This is a genomic window from Kitasatospora sp. NPDC058063 (assembly GCF_042885395.1).
GTDB lineage: Bacteria > Actinomycetota > Actinomycetes > Streptomycetales > Streptomycetaceae > Kitasatospora > Kitasatospora lactacystinica.
This window is the reverse complement of the sequence record NZ_JBHVSD010000023.1, coordinates 95,397-109,347: the sequence shown is the minus strand read 5'-3', so window position 1 is coordinate 109,347 and position 13,951 is coordinate 95,397. Positions and strand designations below refer to the sequence as shown.

Below are 13,951 nucleotides of genomic sequence, written 5' to 3'. Positions count from 1 at the left end.
CGGGCCTCCGGTCAGGCGTCGGAGCCTCAGTGCGAGTGGCCGTGGCCGCCGTGGCCGTGACCGTTGTCGGCCTCCTCCTCCTTCTTCTCCACCACGAGGGTCTCGGTGGTGAGAAGCAGGGAGGCGATCGAGGCGGCGTTCTCCAGGGCGGAGCGGGTGACCTTGACCGGGTCGATGACGCCGGCCTTCAGCAGGTCGCCGTACTCACCGGTGGCCGCGTTGTAGCCGTGACCGGCCTCCAGCTCGGCAACCTTGTGGGTGATGACGTAGCCCTCGAGCCCGGCGTTCTGGGCGATCCAGCGCAGCGGCTCGTGCAGCGCCTTGCGGACCACGGCGACACCGGTGGCCTCGTCGCCCGACAGGCCCAGGCCGCCGTCCAGCACCTTGGCGGCGTGGACCAGGGAGGCGCCACCGCCGGCGACGATGCCCTCCTCGACCGCGGCACGGGTCGCCGAGATGGCGTCCTCCAGGCGGTGCTTGCGCTCCTTCAGCTCCACCTCGGTGGCGGCGCCGACCTTGATGACGCAGACGCCGCCGGCCAGCTTGGCCAGGCGCTCCTGCAGCTTCTCGCGGTCCCAGTCGGAGTCGGTCGCGGCGATCTCGCCCTTGATCTGGGCGACGCGGCCGGCCACGGCCTCGGTGTCACCGGCGCCGTCGACGACGGTGGTCTCGTCCTTGGTGATGGTCACGCGGCGGGCGGTGCCCAGCACGTCCAGGCCGACCTGGTCGAGCTTGAGGCCGACCTCCTCGGAGATGACCTGGCCACCGGTCAGGACGGCCAGGTCGCCGAGGATCGCCTTGCGGCGGTCGCCGAAGCCCGGGGCCTTGACGGCGACGGCGTTGAAGGTGCCGCGGATCTTGTTGACGACCAGGGTCGACAGCGCCTCGCCGTCGACGTCCTCGGCGATGATCAGCAGCGGCTTGGAGGCACCGCCCTGGAGGATCTTCTCCAGCAGCGGCAGCAGCTCCTGGATGGAGGAGATCTTGCCCTGGTTGATCAGGATGTACGGGTCCTCCAGGACCGCCTCCTGCCGCTCCGCGTCGGTGACGAAGTACGGCGACAGGTAGCCCTTGTCGAACTGCATGCCCTCGGTGAAGTCCAGCTCCACGCCGAAGGTGTTCGACTCCTCGACGGTGATGACACCGTCCTTGCCGACCTTGTCGATCGCCTCGGCGATCAGCTCGCCGACCTGGGTGTCCTGGGCGGAGAGGGACGCGACGGCGGCGACGTCGTCCTTGCCCTCGATCTCGCGGGCGACCGAGAGCAGGTGCTCGGAGACGGCGGCGACGGCCTTGTCGATGCCCTTCTTCAGGGCGGCCGGGCCGGCACCGGCGGCGACGTTGCGCAGGCCCTCGTTGACCAGGGCCTGGGCCAGCACGGTGGCGGTGGTGGTGCCGTCACCCGCGACGTCGTTGGTCTTGGTGGCGACCTCCTTGACGAGCTGCGCGCCAAGGTTCTCGTACGGGTCGTCCAGCTCGACCTCGCGGGCGATGGTGACACCGTCGTTGGTGATGGTCGGGGCGCCGAACTTCTTGTCGATGACGACGTTGCGGCCCTTGGGGCCGATGGTCACCTTGACGGTGTCGGCCAGCTTGTTGACACCGCGCTCCAGCGAGCGGCGGGCGTCCTCGTCGAACTGCAGGATCTTCGCCATGTTCCCTATTCCCTCGGGGCTGCGGCCGGCCCACCGGCCGCCGAACTACGTGAACCAACAACCACGCCCCGGGCCCCTGTCACTTGGGACACGGATCCGGGGCGGGTCGGAACGTCTTACTTCTCGATGATCGCGAGGACGTCGCGGGCGGAGAGCACCAGGTACTCCTCGCCCTGGTACTTCACCTCGGTGCCGCCGTACTTCGAGTACAGGACGATGTCACCCACGGCGACGTCGAGCGGCAGACGCTGGCCGTCCTCGAAGCGGCCCGGGCCGACAGCCAGGACGACGCCCTCCTGGGGCTTCTCCTTGGCGGTGTCCGGGATAACCAGGCCGGAGGCCGTGGTGGTCTCGGCGTCGAGCGGCTGGACCACAATGCGGTCCTCGAGCGGCTTGATGGCAACCTTGCTGCTGGTGGTCACGTCCGAGCTCCCCTTCGGAGATTACGGGGTTTTCTAACGGGTAGGGCGATCCTGCGGGCCTGCCGTCGCGGGGGTCAGACACACGTCGTCGCATTAGCACTCTCCCGGTGGAGAGTGCCAAGGACGACCATAGGGCCGTGTTAGCACTCAGTCAACCAGAGTGCCAACGACGCGCCCTGGGGCGTCCGGATTCCCGTACCCATGTACGGACGGCGCTCCCTCGGGCAGACTCCTGCCATGACCGACACCCCGGTACGCGTCGGACCCTCCGGCGCGAAGGACGCCCCGCCCGCGCCGCCGCTCGTCCCGGGGGTGTTCCGGTGAGCCGACCGGCCGCCCCGTCCGAGCCGCCGCGGATCCACTGGGCGGCGGACCTGGTGCTCGCCGCGGTGGTGCTCGCGGTGACCGCCGTCGCGGTGTTCCTCGGATCGCTCGTGCTCAACGTGCTGAAGCTGCTCGCCCTGTACGGCCCCGGGACGGTGGCCCTGGACGTCTTCGGCATCGTGGTCCTGCTCGTGCTGCTGGCCCTGACCCACCGGGGCACCCGGCGCCTCGGCTACCGGATCACGCCGTACGCCGCGGTGGCCGCGGCACCGCTGGGCGTGCTCGTGGGCTGGCTCGCCTCCGGCATCCCCGTCATCGGCCGGTGACCGCCGCGCTGCGGTGACCGACCGGCCGAGCGGCGAGAATGGCCCCCGTGGACACCGAGAACCTCCAGCCGCTGCTGACGCCCGAGGGCCAGGCCCTGCTCGCCGAATTGCGCGAGTTCACCCCCGAGGAGGAGCTGGCGCTGGCGACCCGCCTGCGCCGGGAGCATCCGGCGGAGCTGGTCTCGGCGGCCTTCGGGCAGGCGCGGCTGCGGCAGCGGGCGCGGGCGAAGTTCGGGGCGGACGCCGACCTGATGTACTTCACGCCCAACGGGGTCGAGCAGTCCACCCGGCGCAGCGTGGCCGAGTGGCGGGCGCAGCGGTTCGCCGCGCTGGGCGTCCGACGGCTGGCGGACCTGTGCTGCGGCATCGGCGGGGACGTGCTGGCGCTGGCCCGGGCGGGCATCGAGGTGCTGGCCGTCGACAAGGACCCGGCGGCCTGCGCCACCACCGCGGCCAACGCCGCCGCCCTGGGCCTGTCCGAGCTGGTCGAGGTGCGCTGCGCGGACGTCGCCGAGGTGGACGTCAGCGGCTACGACGCGGTGTTCACCGACCCGGCCCGGCGCACCTCGCGCGGCCGGGTGTTCGACCCGGAGGCGTACGCCCCGCCGCTCTCCTGGGCGATCGAGGCCGGCCGGCGGACCCCGATCGGCGCGCTGAAGGTCGCGCCGGGCATCCCGCACGAGGCCGTGCCGGAGGACGCCGAGGCCGAGTGGGTCTCCGACCACGGCGACGTCAAGGAGGCCGTGCTCTGGTTCGGCACCCGGGCCGCGAGCCCGCACCGCGCCACCCTGCTGCCGCAGGGCGCCAGCCTGACCGGCGGCGACCTGCCCGACCCGCCGGCCGGCCCGGTCGGGCGGTACCTGTACGAGCCGGACGGCGCGGTGATCCGGGCCCACCTGGTGGCCGAGGTGGCCGGGCAGGTGGGCGGCCGGCTGATCGACCCGAAGATCGCCTACCTGACCTCGGACGAGCTGGTCGCCACCCCGTACGCGCACGCCTTCGAGCTCACCGACGTGCTGCCGTTCCACATCAAGAAGCTGAAGGCGCTGCTGCGCGAGCGGGCGGTCGGCACGGTGGTGATCAAGAAGCGCGGGATGGCGATCACCCCGGAGGAGCTGCGCCGCCAGCTCAAGCCCTCCGGGCCGAACAGCGTCACGGTGATCCTCAGCCGCACCGACAACGGGCCGCTGATGATGCTGGGACAGCCGGTCGCGGCGCGCTAGGGGGTCGACCCGCGGCGTCGGTCACGCGGGTGGCTGGATGTAGTCCTCCAGCCGCGCCACCGAGAAGCCCTGCTCCTGTATCCGGGCCAGCAGGTCGCCGAACATCTGGGTCATCGTGGCGCCCTTGAGCTCCTTGGGGCCGCGGAAGTGCGCCAGGATTATGTCGCCGGGCTTCAGCTGCTTGTCCGCCGCCTGGTACTGCATGTCGTGGATCTGCATCGACTCGCGCCAGAGCACCATCGCGCGCGGGCCGCACTGCTGGACGGAGGTGTTGAGCGTCGGGGTGTTGGCGCCGTCGCCGAACGGCGGGCGGAACAGCAGCGGGGCGGCGCCGTACTGCTGGGTGAGCGCGGACTGCGCGTCGCAGATCTCGGACTTCTGCTTCTCCGCCGGGATCTTGCTCATCACCGGGTGGTCCACGGTGTGGTTCTGGACGTGGTTGCCCAGGGCCTGGAGCGGCTTGAAGTAGCCGTAGTCGTTCTTGACGATGTCCCGGGTCAGGAACATCGATATCGGCACCTTGAGGTCGGTGAGCATCTCGACGAACTTCGGGTCCTTCTCGGCCCCGTCGTCGATGGTGATGAAGACGACCTTGTCGCTCGTTTTCACGTCGCTGAACACCGGGACAGGGCCGGTCCGTTCGAGCTTTATCGGCTTGTCGGCGGGCGCCGCCGGGGCGGGGGCGAGCGGGGTGAGGTTCCACTTGGCCCAGGCCGCCGCGCCCGCTCCCGCCGGGGCGCCGGCCGCGGCGGCGGTGGTCGCGGCCGCGGTCGGCGCGGCGCCGGAGGGCCGGGGCGCGGCCGGCGTGGTCGCGGCGGCCGGGGCGGCGCTGCCGCCGCCCCCGTTGTCGCCGCACCCGGTGGCGAAGGCCAGCAGAGCCACCGCCCCCGCCGCGTACGTCCTGGTCCTGCTCCGCCCGTTCCTGATCACCGCTGCGCGCTCCCGGTTCCCGTCCAGCATTCTCTCAGCTATGCACGGTAACGGCCGGTCGCGCGGTTCCCGGTACGGGGCTACTCCATGTGCTCGCTGGTGAAGGACCAGCGGTGCACCGGGCGGCCGAGCAGCTCGGCCGGCGGGTCGGCGACGGGCACCGGCTCGCCGTTCCACCAGGTGATCAGCAGCACCCGCCCGCCCGGGGCGGTGAGCAGTTCGAGGCGCTCCAGCCCGGTCGAGCCGCGGAGCCCGGGCAGCGCCGACTCCCGGGCCCAGGCGGCGAGTTCGGGCCCGCGCCCGTCGGCGGCCCGGGCCTCCCACATCGCGGCGACGGTCATGCCGCGCCACCGCCGAGGGCGTCGTAGGCCTGGCCGTGGATGTCGGTGTGGGGCACGTGGACCTCGGTCACCGGCAGCGAGGAGTCGGCGGACAGGTCGAAGGCGGACGGCGTGCGGCCGCGCCACACCATCTCGGCGCCGAGCGCCGCGACCATCGCGCCGTTGTCGGTGCACAGGCCCGGCCGGGGCACCCGCAGCCGGATGCCGGCCCGGTCGCAGCGCTGCTGGGCCATCTCGCGCAGCCGCGAGTTGGCCGCCACGCCGCCGCCGATCATCAGGTGGTCGACGCCGCTGTCCTTGCACGCCTTGACGGCCTTGCGGGTGAGCACGTCGGTGACCGCCTCCTGGAAGGACGCCGCCACGTCGGCGATCGGCACCTCCTCGCCGGCCCGGCGCCTGGCCTCCACCCAGCGGGCGACGGCGGTCTTCAGGCCGGAGAAGGAGAAGTCATACTCCGGGTCGTTCTTGCCGGTCAGGCCGCGCGGGAAGGCGATCGCCTTCGGGTCGCCCTCGCGGGCCGTGCGGTCGACGATCGGGCCGCCGGGGAAGCCGAGGCCGAGCACCCGGGCGACCTTGTCGAAGGCCTCGCCGGCCGCGTCGTCGATGGTCGCGCCGAGCGGGCGGACGTCGCTGGTGATGTCCTCGCTGAGCAGCAGCGAGGAGTGCCCGCCGGAGACCAGCAGGGCCATCGTCGGCGAGGGCAGCCGGCCGTGCTCCAGCTGGTCGACGCAGATGTGCGAGGCGAGGTGGTTGACCCCGTACAGCGGCTTGTCCAGCGCCCAGGCGTACGCCTTCGCGGCGCTGACGCCGACCAGCAGCGCGCCGGCCAGGCCGGGGCCCGCGGTGACGGCGATGCCGTCCAGGTCGCTCGCCTTGATCCCGGCGGTGTCCAGGGCGCGCCGGATGGTCGGGATCATCGCCTCCAGGTGCGCGCGGCTGGCGATCTCCGGGACGACGCCGCCGAAGCGGGCGTGGTCGTTGACGCTGGAGGCGACCGCGTCGGCCAGCAGCGTGGTGCCGCGCACGATGCCGACGCCGGTCTCGTCGCAGGAGGTCTCGATGCCGAGGACGAGCGGTTCGTCAGCCATGGCGGGTGTCCTCAATGTCCTTCGGGTCAGTGCTGTCAGTGCTCGGGGAGTCGAGGCGCATCACCAGCGCGTCGACGTTGGCGGGCTGGTAGTAGCCGCGCCGGATGCCCACCGGTTCGAAGCCGTGGCGCTCGTACAGCCGCTGGGCGCGCGGGTTGTCCACCCGCACCTCCAGCAGCAGCTCGGCGCACTCGCGCCGGGCGGCCTCCCGGATCAGGTCGGTGAGCAGCGCCGCGCCGAGGCCGGCGCCCTGGTGACGCGCGTCGACGGCGATGGTCTGGACGTCGCCCTCACCGGCGATCGCCATCAGGCCGGCGTAGCCGACGATCGTGCCGTCCGGGGCGGCCGCGACGGTGTAGTGGCGGGTTCCGCCGGGGTGGGACTCGGCCAGTTCGGACCAGAACATCCCGGCGGACCAGGCGTCCTCGGGGAAGAGCCGCAGCTCCAGCTCCAGCACCGGCGCGATGTCCCACCAGCGCATCGGGCGCAGGGTGGTGCCGTGGTTCACGCCGGGAGCACCGCCTTGTAGCCGGCCGGGACCTGGGCGTCCGGGCGGCGCAGGTACAGCGGGTGGTTCGGCAGCAGCTCGCGCCCGGCGGCCAGTTCGGCGGCGGCGAACCCGGCCAGGGCGCCGGCCGAGACGTGCTCGGGGCCGTGCCCGCCCGGGAAGGCGTCGGGGTAGAGCAGCGCGCCGGCGCCGACGGAGCGTTCCTGCGGGGTCAGCTCGGCCGGGCGGTCCACGCCGGGGCCCTCGGTGCGGCGGCCCTCGGCGTCGTAGGAGGCCCAGTAGACCTCCTTGCGGCGCGCGTCGGTGGCGACGGTGAACGGCTGCCCGGCCAGGCCCTCGGCGCGGGCCTGGAAGGCGATCGCGTCCAGGGTGCAGACGCCGTGCACCGGCAGCCCGAGCGCGTGGCCGAGCGCGGCGGCGGTCACCAGGCCGACCCGCAGGCCGGTGTACGGGCCGGGGCCGACGCCGACCGCGATGCCGGTCAGCCGGTGCTTGTCCACCCCCGCGGCCCGCAGCACCCCGTCGATCGCGGGCAGCAACAGTTCGCCGTGGCGCCTGGCGTCGACCTGGTGGGTCTCGGCGAGGACGGCCGTGCCGTCGTGGACGGCGGCGGTGACGGCGGGGGTAGCGGTGTCGAACGCGAGCAGCAGCACGGGGTCAAGGTTAGACCGCGTTGGGCCGACCGGCCGATCGGCAAGGTGTACCACCCGGGAACACACATCCGAGGCGCTGCGACCCGCGCGGATGAACCTGGCACGATGGGGCCGTACGTAAAGGGACGGCGGCGGGAGCGGCAACGTGGCGAAGATGGGTCCTGGAGTGGTGGTCACGGGGTTGACCCTGGGGGCCCTGGCGGTGGTGAGCCTGCTGGCCTTCCAGGCCAACGGCGCCCAGGACCGGGCCGGCGGCCCCAAGCCCACGGCCACCACCACGGCGACCGGCACCGCCACCGCCGCGGCGCCGACGGCCTCGGCCACCCCGACCGTCCCGGCGCTGCCGACCACCTCGGGCACCGGCATCCGGGTGGTCTACTCGGTCGGTAGCCACTACGTCTGGCTGGTCGACCCGAAGAAGACCCCGCAGGTCGCGGCCGCCTTCCCGGTCACCCCGGGCTCGGTCGAGCCGGCCCCGGGCAGCTACGCCGTGTACAGCCGCACCCAGACCACCACCGGGACGGACGGCAAGCAGATCGAGCACGTGGTGCGCTTCGCGCAGCAGAACGGCGTGGTGTTCGGCTTCAGCGCGGCAGTGGACGGCGCGACGCCGACCACCGACCCGAGCGCCAAGACCGGCGGCATCCGCAGCGGGCGCGCCGAGGGGCAGCTGCTCTGGGACTTCGCGCCCAAGGACACCAAGGTGGTCGTGATCGCCTGACCCGGACGGCCCGGAACGGCCCGGGCCCGGAAGGACCGGCCTCACGCGGCCCGGGGCGCCTGCGCCTCGGGCCGTTCGTCCTGTCGGGGCCGCGGTTCGGGCGGGGTGGACACCGCCTCGGCGGCCGCGCAGGCGGCCAGCAGCGCCCGCATCGGCTCTCCCGGAGCGCGACGGGCCGGTTCTCCGGCCCCGGCGGCGGGGACCGCGCGCTCCGGGGCGGGGGTGGTGCTCGACATGGCGCCTCCCTAGTTAGGCAGACCTAACCGCAGCACCCATCCCACCACGCCCGGCACCCCGCCCGCAACATCTTGCCGACAGCCTGTCGGCAAGATGTCGGCACCCGTCGGCGGGACGTTGGCGCCCGTCGGCTATCCGAGGTCCGCCAGCGCCGCGTCCGCCCAGCGCGGGCCGATCCCGGTCAGCACGACCCGGCGCGGGTCCTGGTCGTCCCCGTCCGCCGTGCCGCCGATGGCGCGCTCGATCCGGACCTCCAGCCGGTCCTCGGACAGCCGCTCGACCTTGCCCTCGCCCCACTCGACCACGACCACCGACTCGGGCAGCGAGACGTCCAGGTCGAGGTCCTCCATCTCGTCCAGGTCCCCGCCCAGCCGGTACGCGTCCACGTGCACCAGCGCCGGGCCGCCGACCAGCGAGGGGTGCACCCGGGCGATCACGAAGGTCGGCGAGGTCACCGCCCCGCGGACCTGCAGTCCCTCCCCCAGGCCCCGGGTCAGCGTGGTCTTCCCCGCGCCCAGCTCCCCGGAGAGCAGCACCAGGTCACCCGGCCGCAGCAGCGCGGCCAGCTCCCGGCCGAGCCGGCCCATCCGCTCCGGGGTGGGGACGGTGAGAGTGGCGTGCGAGCCCATGCGCGTGTCTTGCCCTTCGGTCCGTACCGGCGCACCGACCACCGGCCGCCACCGCTACCGTGCCACATCCGCGCGCCACCGGGGCTCACACGGGGTCGACGACGGCTTCCGCGACCCGCTCCCGGGCCAGGTCGAGGACGGCCGCGGGCAGCGGCGCCGCCCCGACGAAGCCGGCGGCCCGGCGCAGCAGCCGCGCCAGCTCGTGGTCCACCAGCTCCGGGCGCTCCAGCATCACCAGGTGCCCGGCGCCCTCGGCCAGGACCAGTTCGGCGCCGGGCAGCCGCGCGGCCATCGCCTCGCTGTGCGTCGAGGGCGTCAGCAGGTCCTTCGTCCCGGCCAGCACCAGCGCGGGCAGGCCCCGCAGGGCGGCCAGCGCCTCGTACTTCTCGTGCGCGCCGAACACCGGGTAGAACTCGGCGACCACGTCGATCGGGGTGGCGTCCAGCAGCTGCTCGGCGAAGCGCACCACGCCGGGGTCGACGTCCCGGCCGCCGAAGGAGAACCTCCGGTAGAACACGGCGGCCACGTCCGAGCCCAGCCGCCTGGTCGCCTCGACCAGGTCGACCTGGCGGCCCAGCAGCTTCACCATGCCGGGCGCGACCTTCCTGAACAGCTTCGCGCCGGCCCTCGGCAGGCCGAGGCTGACCTCGTTCCAGTCCCCGGCGAGGGTGCCGATCAGCGCCACCCCGGCGACCCTCTCGCGGAACAGCTCCGGGTGCTGGTCGGCCAGCGCCATCACCGTCATGCCGCCCATCGAGTGGCCCACCAGCACCAGCGGCCCGGTCGGGGCGACGGCGTCGATCACGGCCTTGAGGTCGCCGCCCAGCTGGTCGATGCCGGCCGGCTCGCCCGCCAGGTACGAACGGGAGCGCTCGGAGCGGCCGTGGCTGCGCTGGTCCCAAAAAACCAGCCGCATGCCCTCGCGCAGCGCGGCCCGCTGGAAGTGCCAGCTGTCCTGGTTGAGGCAGTAGCCGTGGCAGAACACCACGGTCAGCGGCTCGGCGCCGGCGCCGTCCCCGTCCGGCCCGCTCCAGCCGGTGCCGTCCAGCTCGACGTACAGCTCGGTGCCGTCCGGCGCGGCCACCGTCCTGGGACGGCCGCGCAGCGAGCCGTACGGGGCGTTCGCGTCCAGCTCGGCCCGGGCCCGGCGGCGCATCGCCCGGCCGACGGTCAGCCGCTCCACCGCGACGCCCGCGGCCGCCCCGGCCGCCAGTACGCCGACCGAGATCCCGATCACACCCGCCCGGCTCACCCCGGAGGCGGCGCCGGCCGCCTTGGCGACCGCCGCGACCGGACTGCCCTCGGCCGGTGCGCCGGTCATGCCGACGGGCCCTCCGGGTGGCTGCCGCCCAGGTAGCGGCGGGGCACCCGGGCGCCGATCCGGGTGATGATCTCGTACGAGATGGTGCCGCAGGCGCGGGCCCAGTCCTCCGCGGTGGGCTCGCCGCGCTCGCCGTTGCCGAACAGCAGCACCTCGTCGCCGATCGCCGGGGTGTCGCCGCCGAGGTCCACCACGAACTGGTCCATCGCGACCCGGCCGGCCACCGTGCGCCACTTGCCGTCGATCTGCACCGGGCCGGTGCCGCTGGCGTGCCGGGGGATGCCGTCGCCGTAGCCGACCGGTACCAGGCCCAGGGTGGTCTCGCCCGGCGTCGTGTAGTGGTGGCCGTAGCTGACCCCGTGCCCGCCGGGGACGTGCTTGACCAGCGCCAGCCGCGCGGTCAGCGCCATCACCGGGCGCAGCCCGAAGTCGGCCGGCGAGCCCACCTCCGGCACCGGCGACAGCCCGTACGCGGCCAGGCCGGTGCGGACCAGGTCGAAGTGCGACTCGGGCAGCAGCAGGGTGGCCGGGGAGTTCGCCAGGTGCCGGACCGCGGGGCGCAGCCCGGCGGCCTCGGCCGTGGCCAGCGCGGCGCGGTAGGAGTCCAGCTGGGCCTGGATCGACGGGTGGCCCGGCTCGTCCGCCGCGGCGAAGTGCGACCAGACGCCGACGACCGTCAGCAGCCCCTCCGTCTCGGCCCGGCGGGCGGCGGCCACCAGCCGCGGCCAGTCGTGCGGCTGGCAGCCGTTGCGGCCGAGGCCGGTGTCGGCCTTCAGGTGCACCCGGGCCGGGATACCGGTCTCGCGGACGGCGGGCAGCAGCTCGTCCAGCGCCCACTGGCCGCTGACCGAGATGTCCAGGTCGGCGCGCAGCGCCTCGTGCCAGGGCCCGCCCGGCGTCCACAGCCAGCACAGAATGCGGGCCTGCTCCGGGCGGATGCCCGCGGCCCGCAGCGCCAGCGCCTCGTCCGGCGTCGCGCAGCCGAGCCAGCCGATCCCGTTCGCGACCGCTTCCCGGGCGCACTCGACCGCGCCGTGGCCGTAGGCGTTCGCCTTGACGGCGAGCATCACCGCCGCGCCGCCGACGCGTTCGCGCAGGGCGGCGAGGTTGCCGCGCAGGGCGGCGAGATCGATGGTCGCCTCGGCCCGGAGGCCGTCGGTGCGGGTGGCTGTGCCGGTCGTGTTCGCAGTTGTCATCAGGGTCAGTCTCCCAGACGTCCCGGAGTCCTCGCCGAACGGCCCGTCGGCGCGGCGGACCCCTACGACGCGCCGACGTGCGGCGGACCGCCCGTTCACCCCGTTCAGGACGCCGCAACCGGATGTCCCGGTTCCGGGGGTCACCCCGCGCGGACCGCCCGCCACACCGCCGGGAGCGCCCCGGCCACCGCGAGCGCCGTGGTCGGGGCGCCCGGCACGCCCGCCGCCTCCCGGCCGGCCAGGCCGTGCAGGTAGGCGGCCACGGACGCGGCGTCCAGCGGCGCGAGGCCGGCCGCCAGCAGGGAGCCGGCCAGCCCGGCCAGCACGTCGCCGCTGCCGGCGGTGGCCAGCCAGGAGGTGCCGGTGGGGTTCACCCGGACGGCTCCGCCCGGATCGGCGACCACCGTGGTGGAGCCCTTCAGCAGCACCGTGGCGCGGTAGCCGGCCGCCAGCCGCCGGGCGGTGGCCAGCCGGGCCGCGGCCAGGTCGGCGGCGGCCGGCGGTGTGCCGCCGTCGGCGCCGGCGAGCAGCCGGGCGGCCTCGCCGGTGTGCGGGGTGAGCAGGGTGGGCGCGGTGCGGCCGGCCAGCACGTCCGGGCCGAGCCGGCCCAGTTCGGTCAGCCCGTCGGCGTCCACCAGCACCGGGACGTCGCTCGCCAGCGCCTCGGTCAGCGCCTGCCGCGCCCCCTCGCCGCCGCCCGGCCCGACCACCCAGGCCTGCACCCGTCCGGCGCCGGCCGGCCCGCCCTCGGTGACCAGCACCTCCGGGAAGCGCCGCACCACCTCCTCGGCCGCCGTGCCCACGTACCGGACGGCGCCCGCGCCGCCGTGCAGCGCCCCGGCCACCGCCAGCAGCGCCGCCCCCGGGTAGGTCGCCGAGCCGGCCGCCACCCCGACCACGCCGCGCCGGTACTTGTCGCTCTCCGCGCCCGGCAGCGGCAGCAGCGCCGCCACGTCCGCGTGCTGGAGGGCCGTCACGTCCGCCTCCGGCGGCTCCAGCCCGATTCCGACCAGCTGCACGGCGCCCGCGTACGAGGCGCCCGGGTCGACCAGCAGCCCGGGCTTGTACGTGCCGAAGCAGACCGTGACGTCGGCCCGCAGCGCGGCGCCCGGCACCTCCCCGGTGTCGGCGTCCACCCCGCTGGGCAGGTCCACCGCCACCACGATCCCGTGCCGCTCGGCCTGGGCGTACGGCACGGCCTCCGGGCGCAGCCCGCCCCGGCCGCCGATGCCGACGATGCCGTCCAGCACCAGGTCCGCGCGCGAGAAGTCGGCCAGGCCGACTTCCTGCTCCGCCGTCACCCGCCCGCCGGCGGCCCGCAGCGCGGCCAGCCCGCCCGGGTGGGCCTTCTGCGGCGCCAGCAGCACCGCCGTCACCCGCGCCCCGCGCCGGGCCAGCGCGGCCCCGGCGTACAGGGCGTCACCCCCGTTGTCCCCGCTGCCCGCGAGCACCGTCACCCGGCTGCCGTACACCCGCCCCCGACGCCGCGTCAGCAGCCGCGCGCAGGTCGCGGCCAGCCCCGCGGCCGCCCGCTGCATCAGGGTGCCCTCCGGCAGCCGCGCCATCAGCTCGGCCTCGGCGGCCCGGACGGTTTCCACAGGGTGTGCATGACGCATGGGGAGAACTCCTTCAGCGGTCGGCTGCCTCCGACGCTAGCCCGCGCCACCGCCCCGCGGGAGCCGGGCCTGCGGCACACTTTCGAGTGACAACCACTTCGATCCCCCGCCGGTGCCGGTCCGTACGCCTACCTTGTGGCTCGGCACGGACCCACAGGAGGGAGGAGGGCCATGGTCGCCATGCCAGCTACTGAGCACCCACTGGGCGAGGACAGCCTCCTCCAGGCGTTTCTGGAGTTGGACACCCCGCTGGGAAGCAAGGCTGAATTCATCGAAGGGGAGATCGTCGTGACGCCGCCGCCGGACGGAGCGCACGAGACCGCGTTCTCGCTGCTCGCCAAGCAGTTCTTCCGCAAGGCCGCGATCGATCTGGACCTCTCGGGGAACAAGGGCCTGATCATCGGCCCCAAGAGCCGGTTCATCCCGGACGGCACCGTGAGCCCGGTCGGCCACTTCGAGAACGCGGACTCCTGGGCCCCGGCCGAAGGCGTCCTGCTCGTCTTCGAGATCACCTCGATCAACCCGCACAAGGACCGCGAGCCCAAGCGCAAGGGCTGTGCCTCCGCAGGCATCCCCTGCTACCTGCTGATCGACCGTGACGATGGGGTGGTCACGCTCTTCACCAACCCCCAGGGCGGCGACTACGCCACGCAGACCAGGATCGAGTTCGGCAAGCCCATCGACCTCCCCGCCCCGTTCTCCTTCACGCTCGACACGGCGCCCCTGCGGTAGGACGCAGCCACCGCAGGGGCGCCGTGCCG

16 protein-coding genes are annotated in these 13,951 nt (G+C 74.3%); 4 read left to right on the top strand and 12 right to left on the bottom strand.

All coding sequences use genetic code 11. From position 1 onward, the window contains the following. Positions 1-26: 26 nt before the first annotated feature. Together groL and groES are read right to left on the bottom strand one after the other, a co-directional pair. The gene (gene groL, locus ACFVUY_RS32545) at positions 27-1,655 is read right to left on the bottom strand and encodes a chaperonin GroEL (protein ID WP_387686335.1); all 1,629 of its coding nucleotides are present in this window, start codon (positions 1,653-1,655) and stop codon (positions 27-29) included. Between the two features lie 116 nt (positions 1,656-1,771). Continuing rightward, entirely contained in the window at positions 1,772-2,077 is a 306-nt protein-coding gene (groES, locus tag ACFVUY_RS32540; protein ID WP_014136232.1) for a co-chaperone GroES, read from the bottom strand. 320 nt (positions 2,078-2,397) lie between these two features. Here groES and ACFVUY_RS32535 point away from each other — a divergent pair, with 320 nt between their 5' ends. Both ACFVUY_RS32535 and ACFVUY_RS32530 read left to right on the top strand, forming a co-directional pair. Continuing rightward, positions 2,398-2,727, top strand: a complete 330-nt coding sequence (locus tag ACFVUY_RS32535; RefSeq protein ID WP_387735849.1) for a hypothetical protein — start codon at positions 2,398-2,400, stop codon at positions 2,725-2,727. A gap of 38 nt (positions 2,728-2,765) precedes the next feature. Then, positions 2,766-3,950: a methyltransferase domain-containing protein gene (locus ACFVUY_RS32530; protein ID WP_387735847.1), complete on the top strand. Its 1,185-nt coding sequence runs from the start codon at positions 2,766-2,768 to the stop codon at positions 3,948-3,950. Positions 3,951-3,971: 21 nt separating this feature from the next. Here ACFVUY_RS32530 and ACFVUY_RS32525 read toward each other — a convergent pair whose 3' ends face one another. The 5 genes from ACFVUY_RS32525 to tsaB are packed head-to-tail and all read right to left on the bottom strand — an operon-like array spanning position 3,972 to position 7,470. Then, positions 3,972-4,910, bottom strand: coding sequence for a polysaccharide deacetylase family protein (locus ACFVUY_RS32525; RefSeq protein ID WP_387735844.1), 939 nt, complete (start codon positions 4,908-4,910; stop codon positions 3,972-3,974). A 50-nt stretch (positions 4,911-4,960) separates the two neighbouring features. After that, positions 4,961-5,221: a hypothetical protein gene (locus tag ACFVUY_RS32520; RefSeq protein ID WP_387686327.1), complete on the bottom strand. Its 261-nt coding sequence runs from the start codon at positions 5,219-5,221 to the stop codon at positions 4,961-4,963. Next, complete coding sequence (gene tsaD / locus ACFVUY_RS32515) at positions 5,218-6,309, bottom strand: tRNA (adenosine(37)-N6)-threonylcarbamoyltransferase complex transferase subunit TsaD (RefSeq protein WP_387735842.1); 1,092 nt, start codon at positions 6,307-6,309, stop codon at positions 5,218-5,220. The genes ACFVUY_RS32520 and tsaD overlap by 4 nt, the downstream gene beginning before the upstream one ends. Next, positions 6,302-6,790 carry a ribosomal protein S18-alanine N-acetyltransferase gene (gene rimI, locus ACFVUY_RS32510; RefSeq protein WP_387686383.1) on the bottom strand — a complete coding sequence of 163 codons (489 nt, stop codon included), beginning with the start codon at positions 6,788-6,790 and terminating at the stop codon, positions 6,302-6,304. The genes tsaD and rimI overlap by 8 nt, the downstream gene beginning before the upstream one ends. A gap of 23 nt (positions 6,791-6,813) precedes the next feature. Continuing rightward, entirely contained in the window at positions 6,814-7,470 is a 657-nt protein-coding gene (gene tsaB / locus ACFVUY_RS32505) for a tRNA (adenosine(37)-N6)-threonylcarbamoyltransferase complex dimerization subunit type 1 TsaB (protein WP_380356892.1), read from the bottom strand. A 154-nt stretch (positions 7,471-7,624) separates the two neighbouring features. Between tsaB and ACFVUY_RS32500 the strand changes: the two genes are divergently transcribed. Further along, positions 7,625-8,191 (top strand): hypothetical protein, encoded by a 567-nt coding sequence (locus tag ACFVUY_RS32500; protein WP_387686322.1) that lies wholly within the window; start codon positions 7,625-7,627, stop codon positions 8,189-8,191. 41 nt (positions 8,192-8,232) lie between these two features. Here ACFVUY_RS32500 and ACFVUY_RS32495 read toward each other — a convergent pair whose 3' ends face one another. The 5 genes from ACFVUY_RS32495 to ACFVUY_RS32475 all read right to left on the bottom strand — a co-directional run bounded on the left by ACFVUY_RS32495 (position 8,233) and on the right by ACFVUY_RS32475 (position 13,190). Next, positions 8,233-8,427, bottom strand: a complete 195-nt coding sequence (locus ACFVUY_RS32495; RefSeq protein ID WP_387735839.1) for a hypothetical protein — start codon at positions 8,425-8,427, stop codon at positions 8,233-8,235. Positions 8,428-8,559: 132 nt separating this feature from the next. Next, complete coding sequence (tsaE, locus tag ACFVUY_RS32490; protein WP_359897495.1) at positions 8,560-9,057, bottom strand: tRNA (adenosine(37)-N6)-threonylcarbamoyltransferase complex ATPase subunit type 1 TsaE; 498 nt, start codon at positions 9,055-9,057, stop codon at positions 8,560-8,562. Between the two features lie 85 nt (positions 9,058-9,142). Further along, entirely contained in the window at positions 9,143-10,378 is a 1,236-nt protein-coding gene (locus tag ACFVUY_RS32485; RefSeq protein WP_387735837.1) for an alpha/beta fold hydrolase, read from the bottom strand. Then, on the bottom strand, positions 10,375-11,574 hold the full coding sequence (gene alr, locus ACFVUY_RS32480) for an alanine racemase (RefSeq protein WP_380538516.1): 1,200 nt from the start codon (positions 11,572-11,574) through the stop codon (positions 10,375-10,377). Before alr ends, ACFVUY_RS32485 begins: the two co-directional genes overlap by 4 nt. A 140-nt stretch (positions 11,575-11,714) precedes the next feature. Further along, complete coding sequence (locus ACFVUY_RS32475; protein WP_387735835.1) at positions 11,715-13,190, bottom strand: NAD(P)H-hydrate dehydratase; 1,476 nt, start codon at positions 13,188-13,190, stop codon at positions 11,715-11,717. 180 nt (positions 13,191-13,370) lie between these two features. On the opposite strand from ACFVUY_RS32475, the gene ACFVUY_RS32470 reads away from it, so the two are divergent. Further along, positions 13,371-13,922 carry a Uma2 family endonuclease gene (locus ACFVUY_RS32470; protein WP_387735832.1) on the top strand — a complete coding sequence of 184 codons (552 nt, stop codon included), beginning with the start codon at positions 13,371-13,373 and terminating at the stop codon, positions 13,920-13,922. The last annotated feature ends 29 nt before the right edge of the window (positions 13,923-13,951 follow it).

Coding starts and splice junctions, on each gene's coding strand:
- groL (WP_387686335.1), bottom strand. CDS start 1,655: ATGGCGAAGATCCTGCAGTTCGACGAGGACGCCCGCCGCTCGCTGGAG.
- ACFVUY_RS32530 (WP_387735847.1), top strand. CDS start 2,766: ATGGCCCCCGTGGACACCGAGAACCTCCAGCCGCTGCTGACGCCCGAG.
- ACFVUY_RS32525 (WP_387735844.1), bottom strand. CDS start 4,910: ATGCTGGACGGGAACCGGGAGCGCGCAGCGGTGATCAGGAACGGGCGG.
- ACFVUY_RS32520 (WP_387686327.1), bottom strand. CDS start 5,221: ATGACCGTCGCCGCGATGTGGGAGGCCCGGGCCGCCGACGGGCGCGGG.
- tsaD (WP_387735842.1), bottom strand. CDS start 6,309: ATGGCTGACGAACCGCTCGTCCTCGGCATCGAGACCTCCTGCGACGAG.
- rimI (WP_387686383.1), bottom strand. CDS start 6,790: ATGCGCTGGTGGGACATCGCGCCGGTGCTGGAGCTGGAGCTGCGGCTC.
- ACFVUY_RS32500 (WP_387686322.1), top strand. CDS start 7,625: ATGGGTCCTGGAGTGGTGGTCACGGGGTTGACCCTGGGGGCCCTGGCG.
- ACFVUY_RS32495 (WP_387735839.1), bottom strand. CDS start 8,427: ATGTCGAGCACCACCCCCGCCCCGGAGCGCGCGGTCCCCGCCGCCGGG.
- tsaE (WP_359897495.1), bottom strand. CDS start 9,057: ATGGGCTCGCACGCCACTCTCACCGTCCCCACCCCGGAGCGGATGGGC.
- ACFVUY_RS32485 (WP_387735837.1), bottom strand. CDS start 10,378: ATGACCGGCGCACCGGCCGAGGGCAGTCCGGTCGCGGCGGTCGCCAAG.
- alr (WP_380538516.1), bottom strand. CDS start 11,574: ATGACAACTGCGAACACGACCGGCACAGCCACCCGCACCGACGGCCTC.
- ACFVUY_RS32475 (WP_387735835.1), bottom strand. CDS start 13,190: ATGCGTCATGCACACCCTGTGGAAACCGTCCGGGCCGCCGAGGCCGAG.
- ACFVUY_RS32470 (WP_387735832.1), top strand. CDS start 13,371: ATGCCAGCTACTGAGCACCCACTGGGCGAGGACAGCCTCCTCCAGGCG.